Annotated in this window: 23 protein-coding genes; 13 read left to right on the forward strand and 10 right to left on the reverse strand. The window is 54.5% G+C overall.

What is annotated here, in order from left to right; translation table 11 throughout:
* Nucleotides 1–306: 306 nt before the first annotated feature.
* From G6M89_RS16975 to G6M89_RS16985, 3 genes are all read right to left on the reverse strand, one after another.
* On the reverse strand, nt 307–732 hold the full coding sequence (locus tag G6M89_RS16975; protein WP_165163065.1) for a universal stress protein: 426 nt from the start codon (nt 730–732) through the stop codon (nt 307–309).
* 55 nt (nt 733–787) lie between these two features.
* A complete protein-coding gene (locus tag G6M89_RS16980) occupies nt 788–1,213 on the reverse strand; it encodes a universal stress protein (protein WP_165163066.1) in 426 nt (141 codons plus the stop codon).
* Between the two features lie 487 nt (nt 1,214–1,700).
* Nucleotides 1,701–2,123: a pyridoxamine 5'-phosphate oxidase family protein gene (locus tag G6M89_RS16985; protein ID WP_165163067.1), complete on the reverse strand. Its 423-nt coding sequence runs from the start codon at nt 2,121–2,123 to the stop codon at nt 1,701–1,703.
* A 312-nt stretch (nt 2,124–2,435) separates the two neighbouring features.
* Between G6M89_RS16985 and G6M89_RS16990 the strand changes: the two genes are divergently transcribed.
* From G6M89_RS16990 to G6M89_RS17000, 3 genes are all read left to right on the forward strand, one after another.
* Nucleotides 2,436–2,861, forward strand: coding sequence for a DUF2214 domain-containing protein (locus tag G6M89_RS16990; RefSeq protein WP_165163068.1), 426 nt, complete (start codon nt 2,436–2,438; stop codon nt 2,859–2,861).
* Nucleotides 2,854–3,309 carry a hypothetical protein gene (locus G6M89_RS16995; protein ID WP_165163069.1) on the forward strand — a complete coding sequence of 152 codons (456 nt, stop codon included), beginning with the start codon at nt 2,854–2,856 and terminating at the stop codon, nt 3,307–3,309. The genes G6M89_RS16990 and G6M89_RS16995 overlap by 8 nt, the downstream gene beginning before the upstream one ends.
* 192 nt (nt 3,310–3,501) lie before the next feature.
* The gene (locus G6M89_RS17000; protein WP_165163070.1) at nt 3,502–4,107 is read left to right on the forward strand and encodes a hypothetical protein; all 606 of its coding nucleotides are present in this window, start codon (nt 3,502–3,504) and stop codon (nt 4,105–4,107) included.
* 53 nt (nt 4,108–4,160) lie between these two features.
* Here the strand turns inward: G6M89_RS17000 and G6M89_RS17005 are convergent, their stop codons facing one another.
* Entirely contained in the window at nt 4,161–4,919 is a 759-nt protein-coding gene (locus G6M89_RS17005; RefSeq protein ID WP_165163071.1) for a hypothetical protein, read from the reverse strand.
* Between the two features lie 191 nt (nt 4,920–5,110).
* Between G6M89_RS17005 and G6M89_RS17010 the strand changes: the two genes are divergently transcribed.
* From G6M89_RS17010 to ccsA, 3 genes are all read left to right on the forward strand, one after another.
* A complete protein-coding gene (locus G6M89_RS17010) occupies nt 5,111–6,400 on the forward strand; it encodes a cytochrome-c peroxidase (protein WP_165163072.1) in 1,290 nt (429 codons plus the stop codon).
* Nucleotides 6,401–6,493: 93 nt separating this feature from the next.
* Nucleotides 6,494–6,955, forward strand: a complete 462-nt coding sequence (locus G6M89_RS17015; protein WP_165163073.1) for a thioredoxin family protein — start codon at nt 6,494–6,496, stop codon at nt 6,953–6,955.
* A complete protein-coding gene (ccsA, locus tag G6M89_RS17020) occupies nt 6,952–9,291 on the forward strand; it encodes a cytochrome c biogenesis protein CcsA (protein WP_165163074.1) in 2,340 nt (779 codons plus the stop codon). Before G6M89_RS17015 ends, ccsA begins: the two co-directional genes overlap by 4 nt.
* Nucleotides 9,292–9,309: 18 nt before the next feature.
* On the opposite strand, the gene G6M89_RS17025 is transcribed toward ccsA, so the two are convergent.
* Nucleotides 9,310–9,987 (reverse strand): heme exporter protein CcmB, encoded by a 678-nt coding sequence (locus G6M89_RS17025; RefSeq protein WP_165163075.1) that lies wholly within the window; start codon nt 9,985–9,987, stop codon nt 9,310–9,312.
* A complete protein-coding gene (locus G6M89_RS17030; RefSeq protein WP_165163076.1) occupies nt 9,984–10,718 on the reverse strand; it encodes an ABC transporter ATP-binding protein in 735 nt (244 codons plus the stop codon). The genes G6M89_RS17025 and G6M89_RS17030 overlap by 4 nt, the downstream gene beginning before the upstream one ends.
* A gap of 56 nt (nt 10,719–10,774) precedes the next feature.
* Between G6M89_RS17030 and G6M89_RS17035 the strand changes: the two genes are divergently transcribed.
* The gene (locus G6M89_RS17035) at nt 10,775–11,452 is read left to right on the forward strand and encodes a cytochrome c biogenesis CcdA family protein (protein ID WP_165163077.1); all 678 of its coding nucleotides are present in this window, start codon (nt 10,775–10,777) and stop codon (nt 11,450–11,452) included.
* A gap of 31 nt (nt 11,453–11,483) precedes the next feature.
* Here G6M89_RS17035 and G6M89_RS17040 read toward each other — a convergent pair whose 3' ends face one another.
* Nucleotides 11,484–11,999 (reverse strand): DUF411 domain-containing protein, encoded by a 516-nt coding sequence (locus tag G6M89_RS17040; RefSeq protein ID WP_165163078.1) that lies wholly within the window; start codon nt 11,997–11,999, stop codon nt 11,484–11,486.
* A gap of 103 nt (nt 12,000–12,102) precedes the next feature.
* On the opposite strand from G6M89_RS17040, the gene G6M89_RS17045 reads away from it, so the two are divergent.
* Both G6M89_RS17045 and G6M89_RS17050 read left to right on the forward strand, forming a co-directional pair.
* Nucleotides 12,103–12,573: a cytochrome c maturation protein CcmE gene (locus G6M89_RS17045; RefSeq protein ID WP_165163079.1), complete on the forward strand. Its 471-nt coding sequence runs from the start codon at nt 12,103–12,105 to the stop codon at nt 12,571–12,573.
* Nucleotides 12,574–12,727: 154 nt separating this feature from the next.
* Nucleotides 12,728–14,221 (forward strand): molybdopterin-dependent oxidoreductase, encoded by a 1,494-nt coding sequence (locus tag G6M89_RS17050; RefSeq protein ID WP_165163080.1) that lies wholly within the window; start codon nt 12,728–12,730, stop codon nt 14,219–14,221.
* 85 nt (nt 14,222–14,306) lie between these two features.
* Here the strand turns inward: G6M89_RS17050 and G6M89_RS17055 are convergent, their stop codons facing one another.
* Both G6M89_RS17055 and G6M89_RS17060 read right to left on the reverse strand, forming a co-directional pair.
* Nucleotides 14,307–14,459, reverse strand: coding sequence for a CcmD family protein (locus G6M89_RS17055; RefSeq protein ID WP_165163081.1), 153 nt, complete (start codon nt 14,457–14,459; stop codon nt 14,307–14,309).
* A gap of 5 nt (nt 14,460–14,464) precedes the next feature.
* Entirely contained in the window at nt 14,465–15,211 is a 747-nt protein-coding gene (locus tag G6M89_RS17060; protein WP_165163082.1) for a cytochrome c biogenesis protein, read from the reverse strand.
* Between the two features lie 310 nt (nt 15,212–15,521).
* On the opposite strand from G6M89_RS17060, the gene G6M89_RS17065 reads away from it, so the two are divergent.
* Both G6M89_RS17065 and G6M89_RS17070 read left to right on the forward strand, forming a co-directional pair.
* Nucleotides 15,522–17,006, forward strand: a complete 1,485-nt coding sequence (locus G6M89_RS17065) for a heme-binding protein (protein ID WP_165163213.1) — start codon at nt 15,522–15,524, stop codon at nt 17,004–17,006.
* A 1,171-nt stretch (nt 17,007–18,177) separates the two neighbouring features.
* A complete protein-coding gene (locus tag G6M89_RS17070; RefSeq protein WP_241175388.1) occupies nt 18,178–18,588 on the forward strand; it encodes a helix-turn-helix domain-containing protein in 411 nt (136 codons plus the stop codon).
* On the opposite strand, the gene G6M89_RS17075 is transcribed toward G6M89_RS17070, so the two are convergent.
* Nucleotides 18,572–19,231 carry a helix-turn-helix domain-containing protein gene (locus tag G6M89_RS17075; protein WP_206335600.1) on the reverse strand — a complete coding sequence of 220 codons (660 nt, stop codon included), beginning with the start codon at nt 19,229–19,231 and terminating at the stop codon, nt 18,572–18,574. The genes G6M89_RS17070 and G6M89_RS17075 overlap by 17 nt on opposite strands.
* Before the next feature lie 234 nt (nt 19,232–19,465).
* Here G6M89_RS17075 and G6M89_RS17080 point away from each other — a divergent pair, with 234 nt between their 5' ends.
* Nucleotides 19,466–21,985, forward strand: coding sequence for a PAS domain S-box protein (locus G6M89_RS17080; RefSeq protein WP_165163085.1), 2,520 nt, complete (start codon nt 19,466–19,468; stop codon nt 21,983–21,985).
* A 408-nt stretch (nt 21,986–22,393) separates the two neighbouring features.
* A complete protein-coding gene (locus tag G6M89_RS17085) occupies nt 22,394–22,834 on the forward strand; it encodes a CBS domain-containing protein (RefSeq protein WP_165163086.1) in 441 nt (146 codons plus the stop codon).
* Nucleotides 22,835–22,842: the final 8 nt, after the last annotated feature.

A 22,842-nucleotide genomic window follows, 5' to 3' on the forward strand; every position in this document is an offset into this window, starting at 1 on the left:
GCTTTCTCCTCAATATTCTGTAAGCCTAAGAGTCGAATATGCAGCGATGCGCGCTCGTCAGAACTGCCGCCCGGTCACTGGTTGCCCCCTGTAGAGACGATTTCGACAAACTGCGTGTTCTCACAGACAGCACACTCAGCTGGTGTTTGGTATCGTGCATACACCAGATCGCAGGCGCTGCAGGCATACAACGGTCGTTGTTCGCGCTCACCCGACATGCTGTCGCCTATGAATCGCGCGCAGAAAGCACCTTTCCCGGCAACCTCCGATAAACTTGCCGATGCCCCGTTCGACTGTCAAACCGGGCTAGCGGACGACAACGACCGGCACAGGGGCACGTCGAACGACAGCTTCAGCAATGCTTCCAAGAAGAATTCGAGAAATTCCGTCTCGACCGTGGCTACCCATGACAATCGTATCGTACGCTCCCTCGTCGGCGTAGGCAATGATCTCGTTGTGGGCTTCGCCGATGACAAGGTCTGTCTCGAGGTCGTGGTCTACGGCCTCAGCGAGTGCCAATGCATCCTCGAGAATCGTTTCGCCGTTTTCCGTGGCTCTTCCGATTGCTGGCGTGATCGTCTCGTCACTCCCAAATGCGGCCCAGTATCCCTCAGGAACTGTAACGACGTACAGTGCCGTCACTGTCGCCGAGGGAAACGTTTCGAAACTGTACTCGAGTGCCTCTTGCGCTTGTGGTGAGCCGTCGAACGGCACAAGAATCTGGTTGGCCATATTGTGTCATATGATGTCAGGAGACATAATGGTATCTCGGCAGACACCGTATCCGTCATCGAACGACAACGACTGGCACAGGGGCACGGCGAACAACAGCTTCAGCAACACTCCCGAGAACGACTCGAGAGAGTCCTGTCCGCCCGTGGCTCCCGAGAACGATCACGTCATACGGTTTGTCCGTTGCCAGCGCCACGATACGGCGATCTGGTTTTCCAGTTTCGATCTGTGTCTCGACCTTCCGGCCGTAGGCCCCAGCCACATCGGTTGCGTCCTCAAGGATATCTGCTGCGTACGAACGCGCTCGATCCGTGATCGGAAGTTGAAGTTCCGGCCCCGCAAGCAGCGTCAGATGTCGCTCCGGAATCTCAATTACGTAGAGCGCCGTAATCGATGCGTCTGGAAACCGCTCGAGAGCGAACTCGAGAGCGTCGTCTGCAAGCGGCGAGCTATCGTATGGAACGAGGACACGGTCGGCCATATCGGTACTACAACGAAATGGCAGATAATGGTTGTAACCGAACGCACTGACGTACTGTTTGTACGGACAATCGACTACTAAATCGGTATATAGATGATGTATCTTTTGAATGATATAGAAAGGAAGACTACCTTTATTCGATCACTGTCGGGTATCGAAGAGACAGCACGATCTGGGATCTGTTCAACATAATTGCGAGAGTTTGTTTTCGACCGCGATTTAGAGCGTTAATGTGCATATTTTAATTCTCTATAGAAACATTTTCGACTTTATTGTTTCAATTTTATTCAGAGCCGGTTACTAGGTAGTATCCATATTCCGATCCGTAAGTAACACTCGGTCCTGAGTTCAAACGGCTATGCGCGTTGATTTCGGTTGTACAGGTACCGCTGATGGGCTGTGTGAATCGGTTGCTGAATGAGACAAAATCAACCCATGTTTATGCGAGCTATCCGACTATAGCCACAGTATAACAGATTCCGAACACCTACACATGACCAAATCGCTGTCCGGTGATCTCTACTGGCTCGAGTCGATAGAATTCCATCGACAACTCCCGAAGCGGTTTTTCCGGGTGGATATCGAATGTTGGCATCGTTGCATTTTCAGCAACCGCTTTTGCCGCATGTGGGTGTTTGTCGGGTGGGACCTCTTCAAGAGGGCCACGGGCAACGACGCTTTCTGATGGGGTTTCGGTAAACACTGTGACGGTAGCGATTTCAGTTGTATCGATGAATCGCATTTTCTTACTATCGTCAGCAGCGACAAACTGGAAGTAGAGATAGTCACCGTCATAGCCCACTGAGTGTGGAAGCGCGTATGTTTCTGTTCCGTTCGTCAACGACAAGATACCAGTTCCGGTGTCTGATAGAATAGTGTCTATTGTAGTCCGACTCAGTCGCTCAACCATACCCGCTGATTTATATTGCGGGTGTATATATGTGTGGAGAATACGTATTGGAACGCTTGAGACTCGAATTTAGATCGTTCTAAATCGAAACATACACCAGAGTCACCAAATCGTCCCATACAAAATATAGTAACAACTGAAACTGTTTACACACCAATCGCATGACGGCTATGCGATTGGGTGTGCACTGACTGTCAATGGCTACTATAGATGATGGCCTCATCCGTGTATGCGGCGTCCGTGGTTACCTACCGCTCACAAATTGAACCGGTCAATCGAGACATACATTGTCGTGGACGTGAAAACTAACCTATGGTCGTCTCCCAGCAGTTGCTCGTTCGAACAATTCATGTGCTGGCTGCGGCCGGATTGTTCGGTGGCTCGAGTGCTCTCTGGGCCGTGTTCTGGGCACAACACGGAGCCACTGTTCGACTGCTAATCCGATTCGAAGTTGCGTTCTGGATTCTGCTGTCAGGACTCGTCTTCACGGGGCTTGGAAACCTGGGTTGGTTTGGAGTTCCACACGCAGAAACAACAGCTGGGACACTCCTAGTGGCCAAGTTTCTCATCGTGCTCTGTCTGGTGTTTGGCTCCATTGTTCGCTCGTTCTGTGTCGTTCGACTCTCGAGGGCAACTGTGACGGAAACGAATGCGTCGGTTCTGCGGTGGTGCTATGCACTAACAGGAATCACAGCAGGCGTACTAATCGTTCTTGCGGGGGTGCTTGTCCATGGATAAGCTTCTGGAGGTGCTTACCGTCGCGACGAGTTCCCTATTGATTGCCGTCCTCGCAGTCGTTCTCGTCGCACCGTTCAACCCCGAAATTGCGATAGCGATCAGTGGGCTCGAGACATCGATTGCGCTGATTTGCTATGGCTATCTCTGGCTTTTAACACTTGTCGCTGCGAGTCAGGGAACGCTACTTGATGTCCCGAACGGACAGTACCGACAACTGGTCACCGATTCAGCGGTAGTCGGGGCCGGTGTTACCATCGTCTTCGTAACTGTTCTCTTGATCGTCGAATTTGTGGTCCCAGATCCCATACTGTTTGATCCGGCGTCAATCTCCGTGCTGTGGCTTGTCACTGTGAGTACTATCGCTGGAGGGATTGCTGGGATCGGATTCGGAACGCTGTATCTCTGCTGTGATCGACTTGCAGCGAGTCTCGTTCCACGCGTTGACTGAGAGGCGAACGCAGAGCGCTCAACGAGGCTACTCCAGCAGTCAAACACTCGAGGAGACATAGACTACGTCAGTCGGCACCGAAGCGTTCAGACACCGTCCGTCGGGTGCCGGAAACTCGATACAATAAACAGTATCACTACCTGTTGAGAATTGCCCCCGATACTTTTGAGCAGGGCCTCGAAGAAGCTAGGTATGGATCGACGTTCTATAACTGGGAGACGTCAGTTTCTGGCAGCGACAAGCGTTGGCGCTGCTGGGCTTGCTGGCTGTGCCGACCTGGGTGGGTCGAGCGACGACTCAGAAAACCCGCTTGCGGATTCACAATCACCAGAGCCAACTGGAGAGGGTGTACGGACGGTCTCGATAATCGTACAGCCGAACCCGACTGCGCTTCAAGAGGCCCAAACTGAGGTCGTCTCGAGGCTCGAGGATGGCGACCTCGACCAAGAAGAGGCAGAAGCAGAACTTGCAGACCAAGAACAGGAGTTGATCGAGGCGGCAATTGCGGATGCTATCGCCAGAGTTGATGAAGTCGGCGCCGTCCATACTGATACCGTCGATGTCGAAGGAACGTTGCTCGTCGAGGGCGAAGCCGATGATTTGCTGGATTTGCTCGGGCAGCCCTCGATCAGTGCAATCCTCTCAGAAGAGCGCTTCGAGCAGGCCCAACAGCGCGCTGGTGCTGAAGCAGATGCCGATAGTGGTGCGCTTCCAGAACAGGAAGAGCCTACAGACGGAAACGAATCAACCGTACCGGCACCGAACGAAAGCAACACTTCCAGTACCGACGCAGAGTAACGGTTTGTATTGGGTGCAAGAATAAAACCTCGCCTTTCAGAGCGGGAAGGCTGTCACCCTTCGAGGGCGGCTTCAGCTGCATCCGGAGCGGAAATGGATGGAGTGTCGTCGAACGCTCCAAATATTGTTTGTGTTGTCACGAGCGCTGAGCCATCTCCCTGTGTGACTTCCATTCGAAGGTCAGTACCACGTAATTCGTCCCTTTCGGTGTCGATATACACGTAGTAGACTAACTGTTCAACACCAGTCTGGACGTGTTGTTGCTCTTGGCTCTCGAGTCCAGCAAGCGTCGCGTACTGATCGTCGCTCACATTTACTTCGTACATTGTCGTTTCGGTTCCATCGATCGATTCCGTTCTGATTTGTTCGAGATCAGCATCCTCGAGAGTGCCAACAGCAGTCTCGAGTTGATCGAGTTGTTCCCAGTCGCTCTCGTTGTCGAACGATGTTGTGTCCCAGTTGTCGTCTTCGTTTGTATACTGTACTCCATCATCGATGTACTGTTCTGTGGTCTCAGTCTGTGGACCGTCTCCAACGTCTGTTTCAGTTGTACTGAGCAGCTGGGCCGAATGGGAGGTTCGATCGACTGTTGCCTCGAGAGTTGTGTTCTCAGTGACTGTTGGTGCCTGTAGTGTTCGTGTTGTTTCCATCGTATAGGAGTCAACGTCGTCTGCGTGCGATATCAGGGCATCCTGTTCAATGTCGCTTTCTGTGTCCTCGAAACCAGGGACAAGACCGGAACAGCCGGCAACGAGTGTGACGAGTGTGATGAGGATACTGAGGGCGAGTACCTGTCGAGTCGGGCGAGACACGGATGTGAGATAGTTCGAGAGGGAGCCTGTTAAAGTGTTGCTGTCGTTCCCACCGAGGAGAATGAATATGTATCCGTGTTTTATTATTTGGACTGGATAATGCTTCACAGCCTTCAATAGTACAGGTTTTGATCCTAAGTGTGTACGATTACCCCAACGTTTATACCCTGAACGGAGGAAGCGCTGAGTGTATGGGTAGAAGACGACACTGGATACTGCTGACCGTACTTATCAGTGTCCTGTTACTCATTGGTGTGGGTGCTGTGAATGCCCAAGATGCCAACGAGACGGATGAGTTGCCGGTCGAGCCACCGACCGACGAGTCCCATCCGGGATACGAGTACATCCAGCAGGAAGACGATACGGAAGAGAAGATAGCGCTTGGTGAACAACTGTATTTTGACCCACGAATTTCGGAGACAGGGACAATTTCGTGTAACACCTGCCACAACGTGATGGAGGGTGGCGATGACAGTCGCCCTGTTGCGATGGGTGTCCACGGTGAGACTGGACCGGTTTCCTCACCAACTGTCTGGAACTCCGGATTCCACCACACGCAATTCTGGGATGGTCGTGCCGACACGTTAGCCGAACAGGCTGAAGGGCCGATCGTTGCAGATGTTGAAATGGGGATGCCTGATCACGAGGCTGCACTTGATCGGGTCCGCGCCGTTGATGACTACGTCGAACAGTACGACGACGTCTACGGGGACGATGTCGACGTTGACGACCCCGAAGAACTCGTCAACCTAGAACACACGACCGATGCAATCGCGGCCTACGAGCGAACGCTCGTCACGCCGAACAGTTCCTACGACCAGTACGTCGAAGGGGATGCTGATGCACTCGACGACCAACAACTGGCTGGTATGGAGTCGTTCCAAGAACTCGGCTGTCAGAGCTGTCACTCTGGACCGATGTTCAGCGGTCAGTGGGATGAACCAGAATCGGGAGAGGGCGTCTACCAGGCACACCCTGTCCACGAGGACAACGCTGAGTGTGAGCAGTACATCGACGAGTACGACTTGATGGACCACCCGGGTCGCATGGACGTCACTGACGACGAAGCTGATGAGTTCATGTATAAGGTGCCAACGCTCCGTAACGTCGAGCATACGGCACCGTACATGCACACCGGACAGGTTCCTGACCTCGAGGAATCCATCCGTGTGATGTCGGCATGTAACCTCGATGAGGATCCATCGGATGAAGAAGTTGAGGACATCGCTGCGTTCCTCACCAGCCTGACCGGCGAGTACCCCGACCAGGAGATGCCACGACTGCCGAACCCAAGTGGCGAGTCGATGGTCCCAATGGATGCTGACACCGAGTTCGAAGACATCGAAGAAGAGCGAGACGACGGCACTGACGAGGAAGGAGACGACGACATTCCCGGACTGACGCTTGGAACCGCAGTGATTGCCTTTGCAATCGCCACAGCAGCAGTCCTGATCGGATACAGTCGCAGACTCAACGAGTAACGAATCGGTCTCAGACAACGCCACGGGGACTGCCCCCGTTTTCCGAACGACAATGCTTTCAGCAGGCGCTCGAAATTACGACGTACGTCACAAATGACCCCACGGAAACTTCTAACGATAGTTGTACTTATCGCTGTACTGGGGTTCGGCTACTACTCGATGAATACCGCTCCCGTCTTGAGCGATCACGACTACACCTACCAGGGCGGCCTCGAGTGGCATGAAGACCCGGATGAGGCACTGGCACTCGCACAGCAAGAGGATAAACCCGTGCTCGTCTACTACTGGACGACCTGGTGTACGTACTGCCAGAACTACGAGGACGAACACTATCAGGACGAGGATGTCAGAGATGTCCTCGATGAGTATGTCCTTCTCGCGATCAATCTCGATGACCCGGGCCCCGGAATGAGTCTTGCAGCCGAACACGAAGCGAACTATCCCCCACAACACGTACTGATGACCGCTGATGAACAAGAAATCTCTCGGCTCGGCGGCTATACTGAGCAGGACCAGTTCCTGTCGGAACTCGAGAGCGGAGTCGATGACCAATGAGTCCAGAATCACTGACAATCGGGACGCTATTAATTGCACTCGCAGCGTTTGCCAGCTCCGTCGCGGCAGTGCTGTTGCTGTATCGGTATCTTACCAATAGTGATGATTTTCAACGGCTCACACGTGCTGCAGCAGGAATCTCGACACTGTCGCTCGTCGTTGCCCACGGCTATCTGACGTATCTATTTGTTGTTGGGGACTACACGTATGCGTACGTCTGGCAGAATACGGCAGACTATCTCTCACTCCTGTACCGTATCACGGGCGTCTATGCAAACCACGAGGGCTCGATCCTGTTCTGGGCAACGCTGACAGCTGTTGTCGCGACCTGGACTGTCTACTCGAGTCGGTTTCGAGGACGTGGTTCTCGACTCGTGCAGTCGATCTCACTTGGTATTGTAGCCATCTTTTCAATCATGCTCGTCTCGCAGAGTCCGTTTACCCCGATCGAGACCGCGTTCCCCGATACGCCGTCGGGGTTCGTCCCACCCGATGGTGACGGATTAAATCCGCTGCTCGTCGATCCGTGGATGGCTATTCATCCACCGATTACGTTTGCTGCCTATGCGCTGTTGATCGTCCCGTTCGCACTCGGTATTACACACTTCGTCTCGCTGTTTCGCGGCGAAGAAAGCGTGTTCGACCAGTGGATACACAGCATGATCCAGTGGCTTCGGATCTCCTGGCTACTGCTTACCGCGTCTATCGTCTTTGGAGGCATCTGGGCCTACGGCGTTCTCGGCTGGGGTGGGTTCTGGTCGTGGGACCCAGTTGAAACGGCTGTGTTGATTCCGTGGCTCGCGCTCACAGCGTCGCTGCATGCAATCAACCGCTACGAGAAAACCGGTGAGTACGCAATCTTTGCGCCCGCCTCCGCAGCGTTAATCTTCCCACTCGTCATCTTTGCAACGACGGTTGTCCGCAGCGGCGTCTTTCGGAGCGTTCACTCCTTTGCAGCCGGCGGTATCGGAACGGGCATCCTGTTTTTGCTCGCTGTCACAGGAACCTTAGCGCTTGCCCTTCCGTTAGCGTACTGGCTGTTCAAGAGTGAAGATGAAACTCGTCGCCCAGCAACGGAGACATGGCTGAGCCACCGGACCGTCTATCACGGAGCCGTGCTCTCGTTTGCCGTCCTTGCGTTTATCTCTATCTGGGGGCTGTCGTTTCCGGTGCTTCGTCACGCCGCGACAGGTGTCGAAGTCAGCGTCGGTCAGGATCACTATAACCTCTGGAGCTACCCCGTCGTTGTCTTTGGCTTACTTGCTGGTGGACTGTATGCATTGCTCGATCTTCGTCGACGACGCCTTGCAATCGCCGCAACGGCTGCCGTCGCCATCGTGACACTGCTTGCTGCGTTCATCACACCGTCTGCAAATTGGTACCTGGCCAGCCCAAACCCTCACGATCCGCTTGTCTATCGGCTCGTCGGGAACGCAAGCGTTCTCTCTATCGTGCCCCCAGCTGCGTTTTTCGCTGGCTCGTGGACCGTCCGATACGTCTCTCGCATCCGAGGCGTCCCCTCTCGAGCGTTCAAACTGCGAGAGACCGGTATCGTGCTCTTACACGTCGGCGCTGCAATCATGATCGTCGCCGTCTCGTTTGTCTACCTGTTTACGACGAGTGCGTCCGTTGCCGTCGTCGGCGTCGGCGAGACGGCAAACGGCGGCGAACCCATCGTTGAGGACGTCCCAGATTCGGAGTACACTATCGAGGTGTCGAACTACGAGTCAGTCGAGGAGCCATCAATCGAGGATGCCGCTCGATCACCTGCAGCAGTACTCGAGGTGAGTGAGGACGTCTCACTTGTCAGGGGAGAGATCACCGATACGGAAACAATCGAGAATACGGCTGTTGCTCAACTCGATGAAAGCGATGTCTGGCTCGCCAGTTCCGATGGATCGGCATCGTTTGATATCGGCACCGAGGTAATCGCACGTGGAACCGTTTTCTCGGGTGATTCCTTGGATAGTGAGGCAGCCGCATACGTGTATACTGACAGCCAGAACATGGGGTCACTCGAGGACCCACCGACAGATGTCCACGAGCCACGGATGGTTTCGCACGAAATTGATGTCACCGTCTACGAAGGAGACACGCAAGTTGCACAGGGGTCGATGGCAGAACAAGAGTATCTCCGCGCAGAAATGAACACCAACGACGCGCTCATTGAGCGAGGGATCACTGGCGATACGTACGTCGTTGGGCAGGTTGACGAAGGTGGTGCATCGATCTCTATCGAGACGTATCCACTGGCCAATCAGATCTGGACCGGTGTGACGTTGATGCTGCTCGGAATCACCGCTCTCACTGTTGCGGACCATCGAAGAAAGTCGTAACCGCGACGGCGTCGTTGCTTACCCTTCTACGATATACTCGAACGTCATCCAGCCAGCAACTACCACGAGCGCGTCGTAAACGACCAAGACTCGGAACCAGGCCCGCGCCATCTCGTTTGGGAGCGACGGTTGTGTGAGCTCTGTGCCGGCCAGAATAATCGGGATGACGAGCGGAACGAGCAATACTGGGAGCAACGATTCCTGTAGCTGAGAGTGAAGCATAAGAATCGAGAGTAAGACGCCGACAGCACTGAACCCAATCGCTGCGAGCACAATGGTTCCAAGCAGCGCTGGCAGCGCGTCGAGTGCGAACGTATAATCGAGAAACACCACGACAAACGCCAGACTCAGCGTTCCAATCGCAACAATGAGAACCGCAGTGCTCACCACTTTTCCAAGATAGATCGCCGACCGATCAACAGGAGCCAACAACAACCCACTGATCGCCTCGTTTTTTCCCTCAAGTGCCACAGCATGGCTCATCCCAACTGCGCCACCAAAAACGACGGCCAACCAGAGCGCGCCACGAGCAAGGACCTCTCGAGAGCCAACGGCTTCGCCGAAGACAAACGAGAAGACAACGATGATTAACAGTGAAAACACGAACGCTGCGTTCAGCGTCTGTTTGCTCCGTGATTCGACAAGGAGATCCTTTCGTGCAACTTCATAGACGACGCGAAAGTAGTGCCGGGTCATTGGGAGACACCGGGGTGTCCCTGTCGGCCCATGGAAACGGTCTCGCGACAGTACTCGTCGTACCGTTCGATGAGCGCCTCACTCGAGGCAAGTTCACTAGCTCTGCTGTCACCGACGAGTCGACCGTTTCGTAAGAAGAGAACGCGATCAGCAAGCCGATAGCCACGCTCGAGGTCGTGCGTCGAGACGATCACTGCTCTGTCCTCGAGTGACTCGAGGACACCTGCAATCCGTTGGAGGGATGCCTGATCGAGTCCGGTGTACGGTTCATCAAACAACAGCAGATCCGGATCATGGATGAGCGCTCGAGCCAGCGAGACGCGTTTGCTCATTCCATGCGAGAAGCCGGCGACACGTTCGCCGCCGCGGTCGGCTAACCCGACAGTCTCGAGGAGGTCATCACAGCGTGTGGTGTCGACCCCATGGAGCCGAGCGTGAAGACGGAGGTTCTCACGAGCGGTGAGTTCCTCATAGAGCATCGTCTCGTGGGTTACAACGCCGATCCGAGCGCGGACAGCCGCACTGCCAATGAGTGGATCACCAGCAATTGTGATCTCACCCTCGGTTGGCCGCGATAATGACGCAAGCATCCGCAGGAGCGTTGTTTTCCCGGCACCGTTCGCTCCAAACAGCACGGCCGTCTCGCCTGCCTCGAGTTCGAAAGAGACGTCATCGACGCCGATATGCGCACCGAAGTGCTTCGATACGCCGCTCACAGAGAGGAAGACCATTGACTGAAAGTTAGCGGACGCATGACTTAAGCATTGTAATTCCCAACATGCAATTGATGGAGGTTCCGACGCTGACTGTCGTCCTGCTTGCAGGCGTCGCCACGATACTGACACCGTGCTGTCTCCCGCTGTTACCGCCGTTGCTCTCCGGAAGCGTTGGCCACCGTGCACGACCAGTTGCGATCGTTGCCGGGAGTCTTCTGTCGTTTACGGCGATCGGCGTCGCCGTTGGCTCACTTGGTGCGATCTCACCGGAGACGTTACGAGTCCCTGCGTTTCTCACGATTATCGCGTTTGGGGCAGTGATGATCGACGAAGACTTGCACCGAACGTACTCGAACTACGCTTCAAAGCTCGCAGGCGTCGCTTCACAGCAGGCATCGGTGTTTGACGAGCAAACACATCCACTCGCATCTGCGTTCTCACTCGGGCTCTTACTCGGCGTTATCTGGCTCCCATGTGTTGGCCCCGTCCTCGGCGCAGTGCTCGCTTACGGGGCTGTGACGGGTGCTGCACTCGAGAGTGGGCTGTTACTGTTCGTCTACGGCATCGGCTTTTCGCTGCCACTGTTGGCCGTTGCCTACGGAAGCAAACTTGGTGGTCGGTCAATCGCTGCTCGGATCGGGGTCCTCGAACGGCCCGATATCCTCCGCCGAGTTGTCGGTGTCGTGTTGGTGGCCAGCGGACTTGCATTACTATTCGAACTCGATCGGATTATGCTGTCTGCGCTGTGAGCACGACCACATCGTTTGAGACGATACTGGCCTAGAGCGTCATATACGCTTCAGTAGTCCCATCCCCATCGAACGTATAGATGTCCAGAGGGTCCGCTGTCGGCTCACCCATCCCTGGGGCATGCTGTGGCATCCCTGGAATTGAAATGCCAAGAACAGACGGTTCGTCATCAAAGAGTGCCTCAACTGCCTCGAGTGGAACGTGACCCTCAACGAGATACTCACCGACAACGGTCGTATGACAACTTCTCACCTCGTTCGGAATTTCGAGATCGGTCTTGACTGCAGCAATGTCGTCGACGAGGTCGACACTAACATCGAACCCGTGGGCCTCGAGATAGGCAACGTAGTCATCACAACACCCACAGTCTGCGTCATGGTACTGCTGGAGAGACGAGACGGGAAGCGAGCCTGTCCATGTCCAGCCATCAGTATCGGTCACTGAATCGTCGGGTGTCGACTCGCGAATACCACCGAGACAGCCACTGACAAGGGCACTGCCGACCACGGCGCTCGAGACACATAGCTGACGACGGGTGCGTTGCATATCGGGAGACTGGGCTGGCGGCTACTTATATGACTAACTCACTACCAGACGGTGGGAACAAGGACAATGATTTGATGCTGGGACTCGAAAGGTGGAATACGTAATGGACCGGAAGGTGAAACTACTCGTTGGTGGCGTGGGTATCCTCGTCTTGCTGTCGATCCTAGTGATGACGACGATGAGTTCGTCGGCGGAGTTCGTCACGCCGACGGAGCTATCGGAATCAGATGACTACGACGAAGAGTTGGTCAAACTCGAGGGCCGTGCTGTTTCGCTCGAGGACGACGAGGTGCTCACATTTGACGTCATCGATGAGAACCACACGACGGCGGCGAGCTACGACGGCGAGATGCCAGAAACAATGTCCGATGGACGAATTGTCGTTGCTGAAGGCCACTATGACGGGAATGAACTGGAAGCATCTGACCTTACGGTGCGCGCCCACGAAGGGGAACATCCGGACGGGAACGAGTCCAACCACAGTGCGCACCCAGATGTGGACGGCTTCGAGGGTGACACCCTGTACGAAACGAACGAATCGGAGACAGAGTATGACGAGAATTCATCAGGCTGAATCAGCACTGATGGTCGTTCCCAGTCGCGGATAACGAGTCGGGTGTTTAACTTCGCTGGCGCCTGAGTAGTGGTATGGGAGAGTGCTACGAGGACGACAGAGACGAGCTGTTGTTACTCGAGACCGGAGTCTATCTTATAGAGGTGAGCCACGTATGATCGCGAGACAACGACTACTCATCGCTGGATTGATCGCCAGTGGCGTCTCAGCTGTTGCAACGTCGTTTGCCATCTACGCGACGGGCCAGCAGTTTCTCGTTTCGTCGTTCAACCAACTTCTCTTGGAGTATCTTCCGGGCCAGTTCGTCGCCGCGGTCATCCAACAATTCGGTGACCAGGCGCTTGGACTGAGCCTCGTGTTCTCCGGCGGTGTCCTATCGATTATCTTGGGAGGTGCCGCGGTCGCTGGGTACCTCATCGGGCAGCGAGTGGCACCCGCGTATCAGTGGCTTGTTGGAACCGTAGGCGCGATGGCTGCAGTCTTCGTTCCGGCATTTCTCATCGTTGGCGAAGCCAGTCCAGTCCTCGGGTCTGTCGTCATCGGTGGCGTGATTGCAGCAGGATTCCTGCATATTCCCGAGACGAACACTGGATTCAGTACCGAACGACGAACGGTCGTGACTGCACTTGGGGGCGTTGTGGCGTTCAACGTAGCTGCTCACGCAATTGGGCTCGTCCGTAGAGAGCAGACCCAACGCGCCGAAAGTCAACTCCAGGAACAGGCCGAACGAGCAGGAGCAGAGGTCCTCCTGTCGACGGCCGACGACGCAGCACTCGAGGCAGATGGGCTCAAGCCACTCATTTCCGAGATCGGTGCGTTCTACACCGTCGACATTAATCCAAGCCCACCAACAATTGCTACTGACTCCTGGTCGCTGTCCATCACAGGGTTAGTCGAAACAGAAACCGAACTCACCTATGACGAAATTCGTGAAGAGGAGACCGTCCACGAGTACAAGGCAATCCGCTGTCTGAGCGACGATATCGATGGCGAACAACTCGATACTGCCGTCTGGACCGGTGTCAAGCTTGGAGATGTGCTCGAGCACGCTGGCCCTGAAGGTGAGTATGCGTTGCTAACTGGGGCTGATGAGTACTTTTACTCGATTCCGCTCTCGGATCTCGAAGAGTCCACGCTGGCCTACGGGATGAACGGCCGTGAATTGCCTGTTGAACACGGCTATCCGGTTCGCATGCTCGTACCGGATCGGTGGGGCAAACTCCACGTCAAGTGGCTCACGGATATTGAAATTATTGACGACGAAGAAGGCGGTTACTGGGAAGAGCGTGGATGGAGTGGAATGGGGTCAGTAAACGCCGTCACGAAAATCGATCAGATTAACCGCCCAGACGGGCAGATTCAGGTGACCGGCCACGCCTACGCTGGCGCTCGCGGCGTCGACAGCGTTGAGGTGTCGCTTGACGGAGGCGACACGTGGGAGGGCGCAACGCTCAGCGAGGAGTTACCAGACCCAGATACGACGAGACAATGGATGTTCGAATTCGATCCGAACGATTACGACGGCGATGAGTTCGATATGTACGCTCGAACCATCGATGGCGAGGGAACGGAACAGCCTGCTGAACGCAGTGATCCATTCCCCGATGGGGCCACTGGCTGGGCGCATCGGACACTCAACGCCAACTAGCCACTAACAAGGCTGTGTTCGTCAGCGACGGCGCGCCCATATGACAGGACGCCACTGTTTGAGAACGAGTTTCTTGGAGTGCGTTTCAGTCGTCTCCCTCGAGGGAGTCGATATCGGACTCACGGACGACGTCTTCGAATCGTTGCTCGAGTTCGGTAAGCTGGCTTCGAAGGTGAAAGACGTACACAACGAGTGCGATGAATATCGCACCGTAGCCGGCAAGCAGTAGATATTCCATAGTACTCAGTCACCCCCCGAGGTGTTGTAGGTTTCTCTCCGCATCCGCGTCTTCGCTGCGTTGACGCGAGCTGATAGCTCTCGCATTCGGATCCGACTCCCGAGGAAGTAGATGTACAGGAACAACAGTGCAAGCAGTGAGACAACCAGAACCTCTGCTGAAATCGCAGCCTCGGCGTCGGGATTTCCAATTGAAGGGGCATGAAGCCGTGCTGTCCAAAGCCGGGTTGAGGCATACGATATTGGGACCGTAATGAAGCCAACAACACCATACACCGACGCAAGCCGGGAGACCTTCGCCGTTCCGCCGGCACTCGAGTAAATGATCAGGTAGCCTGCGTAGATAAACCACACGAACAGGAAGGTGACGAGCCGGATATCAGACCAGTCCCACCAGGTATTCCAGATTACGCGTCCCCATGCACTGCCAGTCACGAGGGTCAGTGTCGCAAAAATGAACCCGAGTTCAGCGGAGCCGTGAGCCAGACGCTCCCAGAATCTGGTGCCAGTCACGAGATAGAGAACGCACCCAAGGAACGTGACGGTAAGGGCCAGCCCACCGACAAGTGCAAGCGGGATGTGCCAGTATGCAATGAGGTTAATACCATGGTCAACACCGTACATCGAATCTGAGGCGTAGCCAAAGATGAGTCCTAACGATACAAGTCCAAAGGCAAGTGTCCCAACCGCTGGAATCCGGCTTTGGAACACCCGCCTGAGGGCTGTAATTGGAACTCGTTCATACGAGCGCATAGCTGACGATACAGACCCAGTCGGTAAAACATATACGGTGACTTCCACGCGATAGGAGCGTATGGTCAAACAGCCAATATTATTCAGTATGCATGTTTATATTGGCACGCAGAAATTCATTTACGGGCATACCTATGTAATCCCCTATATGACGGGTTTTTATATGTCGACCTACCTATTCTCGTCACCGACTCGAGAGAGTCTGCTCTAGGGGTGGATGGAGACAGGCTGTCCCGTGACGGTGGGAATCACCACAACATCGAAGTACCGAATATCCTACAGTCGAAATATGAGCCACGACAACGAACGAATGGTAACGCCACCTGAAACGGACGAAGGGTGGTACGTGCTCCACGATTTCCGGACGATCGAGTGGGACGCGTGGCAAACAGCGACCGCCCATGAACGCACGCATGCACTCGAGTCCGGCATCTCCTTTCTCGAGTCCTGTGAAGCTGTTGACGATGCCCCAGATGGGGAGTCAGCTGTATTTACAGTACTCGGACATGAGGCCGATTTGCTGGTCATGCACCTCCGGCCGACACTAGATGAGCTCTCTGCACTCGAGCGCCAGTTCGAGCGAACGGGGCTTGGACAGTACACAAGTCGAAGCGCCTCATACGTCGCGATGACGGAAGTGTCGGGCTACGTGTCCGATGACTATTTTGCCGATGAGGAAGTCAGCCCTGGACTGCAACAGTACATCGATCGGAAGCTTAAGCCGTCGATCCCAGCCGACGAGTACATGTGTTTCTACCCGATGAACAAGCGTCGCGGGGAGCACGAAAACTGGTATACATTGCCCTTTGAAGAGCGAGCCGAGTTGATGGAGAGTCACGGTGCAATCGGGAAACAATACGCTGGTGAGGTGTCACAGGTCGTCTCTAACTCTGTCGGGTTAGATAGCCACGAATGGGGAATCACGCTGTTTGCGGACGATCCAGTTTCGCTCAAGGACATCGTCTACGAGATGCGATTTGACGAAGCTTCGGCGAAGTACGGGGACTTTCCGTATTTTTATTCCGGTCGTCGATTCCCACCAGCCGACCTGGCAGCGTTCTTTGCGGGACAGACAGTTCCGACCGACGATGAGCAAGCAGACTCGGAGCGCTCACAACACGGTGCCAACAGCGACGCAATCGGTGGCCAGAGCGACGAATCAGACAGACACACAGGTCATCCCAGCGAGACGATAAAAACGGAGGGAGCCGACGCTGATGCTGCCTTGATCCGTGACGAACTGGCAGCACAGAATATTTACGCAGGTCAGCCCCACGGCGAAGACGTACACGCAACAGTGATCTACAGCACGGCGTCGCCAGAGACGCTGTTCGACGAAATCGAGGCCCTTCGACCAAACTTCGAGCACTACGAAACCCACGTCAAAACCGCCGTCTATGAGGGAGATACGCAATCGGCTGTTGTCTCACTTTGGGAGACCGCTTCCGCGGCAGAAACGGCAGCCGGCTTCCTCTCAGAACTGCCAGCTGTTGTTGAGCGCGAACGCGAGTCCGGTTTCGGAACGATGGGACTATTCTATACCGTCGTCCCCGAGCATCGAGACGATTTCGTCGGTACATTCGAAGATGTCGGTTCCCAACTCGAGGAGATGGACGGTCATCACGATTCAACACTGCTCGTCAACGTCGAAGACGAACAGGATATGTTCATCTCAAGCCAGTGGGACTCGAAAGCGGATGCAATGACGTTCTTCGGCTCAGATGCCTTCGCTGAAACTGTCGATTACGGGCGTGATATCTTAGCGGATCGGCCACGACACGTCTTTCTCGAGTAAGGCGATTTCCTCTCTCGAGTTCACAGACGAGTCGTGAGCTGTCCTTTGGTGGGCGGATACCACTCGACCGTCTGTCCGGCCCATCCCTTTGGTCGGAGAAGCCTCACAACGCTCCAGTCTCGAGATGATGGCACTCACACACTGAATTGGTCGCCTCCAGAGTCGTTGAGTCTATGTAAACGCAATGATTTGAGCCACTGCTCAGCAGTTGTGGCGTAAACGGTGCAGACATAGTTTGAAAGCGAGGAAGTACGCCATAGTATCGGTACAGAGACATGATCTGGGCCTTTGCGAAATTCCGTGTCGTTTGTCTCTGAACTTGAGCCACTGTTTCTCACAAGTGCCGTTTAGCGAGTGATCGCCGTCGAGGGAAAATACGTCGCAAAGAGATCGTGTTCCGCTAGAAGTTTGAGAAGATAAGAAGTCATTATAATAGTGGTCCCTACTGATTCAAGCGATATATCAAACAACCTGTTTGGTTTAGGGACACAGCGGACAGCCAGTACTACTCATCAATGAGCGAGATCAGCGTTCATCAACCCACCATGGGCCAGGCAGTGGCGAGCCCTTGGCTGTAGAGTGGCTCGGTGGACCCACCTTGCAATAGTCAACTACCCTCACATAGTACGAACGTCTCGAGAGGCAGAACAGTATTCGATAGCGAGAGATCGGCAGAAAGTTGGAGGCTACGGTTCATCAACAGTTGCAGGTTGCCGTATGCTCCACAGAATTCAAATCAATCTGACTGGTGACAACATGACAACTGAAACGAGTGGCGCATTGATCATCATCCGCCTGGCGATCAGGTGACCACTGATTTGCAGTAACTACGAGAGGTCTGAGATGGACATATTCTGGCATGAGCCACGAGAAAACGACACGTTTCAGTCCATCAGCTATAGTAGCCACTGACAGTCAGTGCACACCCAATCGCATGACGGCTATGCGATTGGTGTGTAAACAGTTTCAGTTGTTACTATAGATACGAACACCGCTCGCCGATTCTGTGTCTGTATATAAACACCTGTAATATGTAGCGTCAGGTGTATCTGATTCCACACCAACATTCTGATATGAGCCGTGCATTTCAGCCATCTAGATGCGATTGGCCGCGGCACGCGGCGTTCGAACAACGGTCACATCCGACTCCAACACGCTGGAGGGTCCACCAATGAGTACTGACGACACCGACACCAACCCTGAATCCGTTATTGAAGGCACATCGGTCGACTCTGTGAAAGTATCGATGGTCGTCTCAGAGATCGATACTGCCCAGGAGTTCGTTCGCTGTCTGGAACAACACGATGCAACGGTTCACCCCGAAAGCCTTCGTATCTCACCCCCAACAGCAGACACTGTTACAATCGACACTGACGCCATTACGGTCAAACAATGGGAAGCACTCGAGTTGGCACAGGAGCTAGGCTACTACGAAAGCCCGCGAGAAGCCAATCTCGAGGATATTGCAAACGAACTCTCGGTCTCACGTTCGGCAGTTTCACAGCGACTCCGAGGGGCTGAGTCAACGTTAATTGGGCGTATCGCGACCGAACTTCGGGCGGAACTCACTGAGTCAAGCTAGCCGAGTCAGGGTCGGCACGATCGACAAGTGACACAATGAGTTTTGATTCGACTGCATTCAGTCGCTGTGAAACAGCAGATTCGGTAATCTCGAGGCGATCGGCTAAGTCAGTCAGTGTGATTTCTCGAGGCTGATCGTAGTAGCCGAGTTCGACAGCGAGTTCGATGGCGGTCCATTGCTTGGACGTGATCACAGAGGTGTCGAGTTCAGTTGTTTCCGTGCCCTCATCACTGAACCGAGTGAGGTGGCGAAGCGTGACCGATGCACCACTGTCTGTAACCGCCTCAATGAGGTCCGAAAGCAGTGCTCGCTCTGTGATTGTGACCGTGATGATGAGTGCTCCGTTCTCAACAGCGTCGATACTGTAGACACACTCAAATGCGTCCAAAACTGCACAAATACAGGTTTCCGGTGTTTCCTGTGTGACGTACAGTGATTCACGGTCACCGTCCTCACAGACAGTCGCTGTTCCACGACACGTACCATCGGGTGCGCGATTCTGTGACACAGCTACGGCATGGTGGGTTTGTGAGAGAAGGGCACAGCCTACCGTTGGTCCTGGCTCGACCGCAATCGTCGCCTGCAGTGGCGTCGCTGTCGCTGAAGATGATGAAGACGGAGACTGACGCTGATCAGACACCATACGTTCGCTACGAGCACCGAAATTGTATACCAACAGGGTTCTTCCAGACCGATGGGAACACCGATCGTAATATAGTAGCCACTGCAAGTCACTGCACACCTGATCGCACGACGACTGTGCGATCAGTGTGTAACTAGTTGCAGTTGTTACTATAGAGGACACATCAAGAGTGCCTGGCCCGACTAGAAAGGGAAACCCACTAACCTATTCCGTAGTGCACTCCAACGCAGTGGTATGGATGGCACTGACGGATCGAACACGCGCGAAAACCCAGCGCAGTTGGATCAGGGGAGCCAGTTATTCTACGATATCAGCCAGGCGATTGCAGCCGCTGAAACCGTCTCAGATGGACTGCAGGCTGTACTCTCTGAAGTCTGTGCACTCACAGAGTGGGCCTACGGCGAAGTGTGGGTCCCAAACGAGGATCGAACGAGGTTACGTCATGACTCATCGTATACATTCAAGGAAGGCTTCGATGAGTTCAAACAGATCTCACGCGAGACAACGTTTGCGCGCGACGAGGGACTCCCAGGACGAGTATGGGAGAGCCTGCATACCGAATGGATCGACGACGTCGCAGCCTTGCCACCAGAACAGTACCTCCGAACTGACGCTGCCGAGCAGGCAGATCTCAACGCAGCCTACGGGGTTCCGATCATCGCCGAAGATCGACTCGAGGCCGTCCTCGTGTTCTATCTTACCGAAACGCGACCCGTTGATGACCGGCTGAGCCGGATCGTCGAAACGGTTGCCGAAAATCTTGGCTCGTTTGTCGAGCGGAAACGAACCGAACAGAGACTGCGGGCAGAACGCTCGATTCTCGGCCAGCTGTTCGAGTCGGCCCCCGTCGGAATCGTCGTCGTCGACCCGGACGGTACTGTCGTTCGCACGAACGCGCGTGCAGCAGAGATGCTCGAAACAGCAGAGCAAGAACTACTCTCGTCGGTCTACACGGAGTTCGATATGACAGTCCTGGATCGCACTGGGTCTGTGCTTGCACCGGACCAGCGGCCAATCAGTCGCGTCCTCGAAACTGAATCACCGATCAACGAACTGGAACTCGGACTCGAGCAACAGGACGGATCCAGACTGTGGGTCTCGGTCGATGCAGCACCGCTTTTCGATACCGACGGGCAACTCGAGCGAGCCATCGTCGTCCTCAAAGACGTCACGAACCGCTCAACGCGAGAACGTGAGCTACAGACGTTCAAAGAAGGTTTCGAACAGGCAGGTGCCGCACTATACACACTGACAACAGCGGGTGATATCGAGTACGTCAACGACCAGTTCGAAGTGGCGACCGGCTACGACCGCGACACCGCAATCGGAGCCACGCTCGAGTCGCTCCTGTCAAACGATGACGAGACACTCGATGCACTGTGGTCGACTGTCCGTGACGGAACCATCTGGTCCGGTGAGAGTACCAACCAACGGGCAAACGGCGAATCCTATCCGGTGGCCCGAACAGTAGCCCCGGTAACGACTGCAGCAGGCGAGCGTGCCCGATTCATCGGCATCGATGTCGATATCTCCGAACAGATCGATCGTGAGACGACACTCCGACATCACCGAAACTCGCTGGATCGAACCCGTCGCCTTCTCGAGACTAGTACCGATGCTCACGGCGCAGTTCTTGCAGCCTCGAGCGCGCAAGCAATTCGAAGCGCCGTCTGTGAGTCCCTCGCTGACTCCCCGATGTACTCGTCGGCGTGGGTAGGACAAAAACAGTCAGATGGGACCGTATCCATTCGTAGCGCTGCTGGCGTCAATGAGCAAACACTCGAGGAGTCACTCACTACTGATGGCGTCCCCGACGTGTTCGAGCGCGCATACGAGACACGAACCGTTCAGTCACGACCCCACCCAACTGTTGACGACGATGAAACGGCGGACGATACCACTGATGGTCGGTTTACCGTACACGGGACCCATGCAGTTTGTGCCGTTCCGATCGCAGACGGAACGACAATGGATAGCGTCCTCTGTCTGAGCTCGACCCGTACGACCGCATTCGAGGAACTGGAGCAGCAACTCCTCACCACACTTGGAACACGCATTGCGCTAGATATTGCAGCAGTCACCACTCGTGACGTGCTACAGTCGGACGACAGACTCGAGCTCGAGTTCGAAGTTGGACCGGTAGATCCGCTCGCTGCGTGTACTGATGGCCACGAGTGTCGTCTCGAGTCTGTTCGGATCGTTCCAAGTGACGACAGCCTGGTCCAGTATCTCGCCATCGAGGGTGAACCGATCGACGCAGTCCAGCAGCGATTGGCAGCCTCGCCTGCAGTGACTGGGCTAAGCCGCCACCAAAGCGCTGGTGAGACGGTCCTTCGCTGTCACACAACAACTGCCACGCTGAATGCGACACTCGAGCGTGGTGGCGCAGCGGTGCGTTCAGCAACGTTCGCTGACGGTACTGGACGTGTCATTGTTGAGGTGTCTGCAAAAGACGACCCACAACAACTGCTCGAGGACAGTCGCGACCGGTTTCCGGACGTCGAACTGGTGACAAAGCGAATTAGTACTACTGAAACCCACGCCGTGCCCACCAGTGACGCATTTGATGCGCTTACCGACAAACAAGCAGATGTACTCGAGCTCGCTTATCGGTCGGGATACTTCGAGACACCACGACAGACCGATGGAAACGAACTTGCAGCCGACCTCGGTGTGTCGCCAGCGACTGTGTACCAACACCTGCGACGTGCACAACAGACCATACTCGAGTTACTCCTCGACGACGGGGGCTAGATTATAGGTGTGGATTTCCGTATCGTTTTGAACAGGCTAGTCTATAGGTGTGTAAATTCATATAGTAGCATATATTCTGCAGAGTCGGTGTTGGATATAACCACGATTCTGCCAACTACGCATGAGCAAATTCACAATCCAAAATGGAATTACAGTAGTACATATGTAATTATCTGAGGAGGACAATGGACGCCATTGCAGAGACTATCGGTGGCACCAAATTCCATCAGCAACACACTTCACGCCCATACTACCAAATCACGTCAAATATTCATTATATGTCAGTTCTCGACTTGCTTCGTAGTCAACTGACATTCCTAACTGAATACCAAACAAATCATCGACTGAATCGTCACGTCTCTGTCAATCGGCAAGAACGGTTATCTGGGTCCGGTTGAAGATGGGTGTATGTGCGCTCGAGTCTCCGAGATTATGTCGCGCGATGTCGTAACTGCAGCACATACGACATCACTTGAGGCCGTCGCAAACCAACAGCTCCAACATGGTGTTGGAAGCGTCATTATCACCAACGACGGCGCTCCCTACGGAATTGTCACGGAAACGGACATTGTGCATGCAGCCTACCGGAGTGGCAAGCCCCTGGAGCAGATTCCAACCCGTCGCGTCGCGAGTCATCCGTTGCAGACCATCGATCCAGATCGTCCCGTCAGGTTGGCGATTAAGCGAATGCAAGACGAGGGCATCAAGAAAATCGTCGCAGTTGATAGCCTTGAGGTCGTCGGAATCATGACGACACAAGATTTGATCGACCACTTTGGAGCACTGACGAGCGACCTCAAAGACATTACGCGGGATCGACGAGAGCGTCGAAAGTTCGTTAGAAAGTAAGTACTTTT

The sequence above is a fragment of the Natronolimnobius sp. AArcel1 genome, assembly GCF_011043775.1.
Taxonomy (GTDB): Archaea; Halobacteriota; Halobacteria; order Halobacteriales; family Natrialbaceae; genus Natronolimnobius.

Bases quoted from the DNA above. Each gene is read 5' to 3' on its own strand.
- G6M89_RS16975 (WP_165163065.1), bottom strand. From the start codon at position 732: ATGGCCAACCAGATTCTTGTGCCGTTCGACGGCTCACCACAAGCGCAA.
- G6M89_RS16980 (WP_165163066.1), bottom strand. From the start codon at position 1,213: ATGGCCGACCGTGTCCTCGTTCCATACGATAGCTCGCCGCTTGCAGAC.
- G6M89_RS16985 (WP_165163067.1), bottom strand. From the start codon at position 2,123: ATGGTTGAGCGACTGAGTCGGACTACAATAGACACTATTCTATCAGAC.
- G6M89_RS16990 (WP_165163068.1), top strand. From the start codon at position 2,436: ATGGTCGTCTCCCAGCAGTTGCTCGTTCGAACAATTCATGTGCTGGCT.
- G6M89_RS16995 (WP_165163069.1), top strand. From the start codon at position 2,854: ATGGATAAGCTTCTGGAGGTGCTTACCGTCGCGACGAGTTCCCTATTG.
- G6M89_RS17000 (WP_165163070.1), top strand. From the start codon at position 3,502: ATGGATCGACGTTCTATAACTGGGAGACGTCAGTTTCTGGCAGCGACA.
- G6M89_RS17010 (WP_165163072.1), top strand. From the start codon at position 5,111: ATGGGTAGAAGACGACACTGGATACTGCTGACCGTACTTATCAGTGTC.
- G6M89_RS17015 (WP_165163073.1), top strand. From the start codon at position 6,494: ATGACCCCACGGAAACTTCTAACGATAGTTGTACTTATCGCTGTACTG.
- ccsA (WP_165163074.1), top strand. From the start codon at position 6,952: ATGAGTCCAGAATCACTGACAATCGGGACGCTATTAATTGCACTCGCA.
- G6M89_RS17025 (WP_165163075.1), bottom strand. From the start codon at position 9,987: ATGACCCGGCACTACTTTCGCGTCGTCTATGAAGTTGCACGAAAGGAT.
- G6M89_RS17030 (WP_165163076.1), bottom strand. From the start codon at position 10,718: ATGGTCTTCCTCTCTGTGAGCGGCGTATCGAAGCACTTCGGTGCGCAT.
- G6M89_RS17035 (WP_165163077.1), top strand. From the start codon at position 10,775: ATGGAGGTTCCGACGCTGACTGTCGTCCTGCTTGCAGGCGTCGCCACG.
- G6M89_RS17040 (WP_165163078.1), bottom strand. From the start codon at position 11,999: ATGCAACGCACCCGTCGTCAGCTATGTGTCTCGAGCGCCGTGGTCGGC.
- G6M89_RS17045 (WP_165163079.1), top strand. From the start codon at position 12,103: ATGGACCGGAAGGTGAAACTACTCGTTGGTGGCGTGGGTATCCTCGTC.
- G6M89_RS17050 (WP_165163080.1), top strand. From the start codon at position 12,728: ATGATCGCGAGACAACGACTACTCATCGCTGGATTGATCGCCAGTGGC.
- G6M89_RS17055 (WP_165163081.1), bottom strand. From the start codon at position 14,459: ATGGAATATCTACTGCTTGCCGGCTACGGTGCGATATTCATCGCACTC.
- G6M89_RS17060 (WP_165163082.1), bottom strand. From the start codon at position 15,211: ATGCGCTCGTATGAACGAGTTCCAATTACAGCCCTCAGGCGGGTGTTC.
- G6M89_RS17065 (WP_165163213.1), top strand. From the start codon at position 15,522: ATGGTAACGCCACCTGAAACGGACGAAGGGTGGTACGTGCTCCACGAT.
- G6M89_RS17070 (WP_241175388.1), top strand. From the start codon at position 18,178: ATGAGTACTGACGACACCGACACCAACCCTGAATCCGTTATTGAAGGC.
- G6M89_RS17075 (WP_206335600.1), bottom strand. From the start codon at position 19,231: ATGGTGTCTGATCAGCGTCAGTCTCCGTCTTCATCATCTTCAGCGACA.
- G6M89_RS17080 (WP_165163085.1), top strand. From the start codon at position 19,466: ATGGATGGCACTGACGGATCGAACACGCGCGAAAACCCAGCGCAGTTG.
- G6M89_RS17085 (WP_165163086.1), top strand. From the start codon at position 22,394: ATGTGCGCTCGAGTCTCCGAGATTATGTCGCGCGATGTCGTAACTGCA.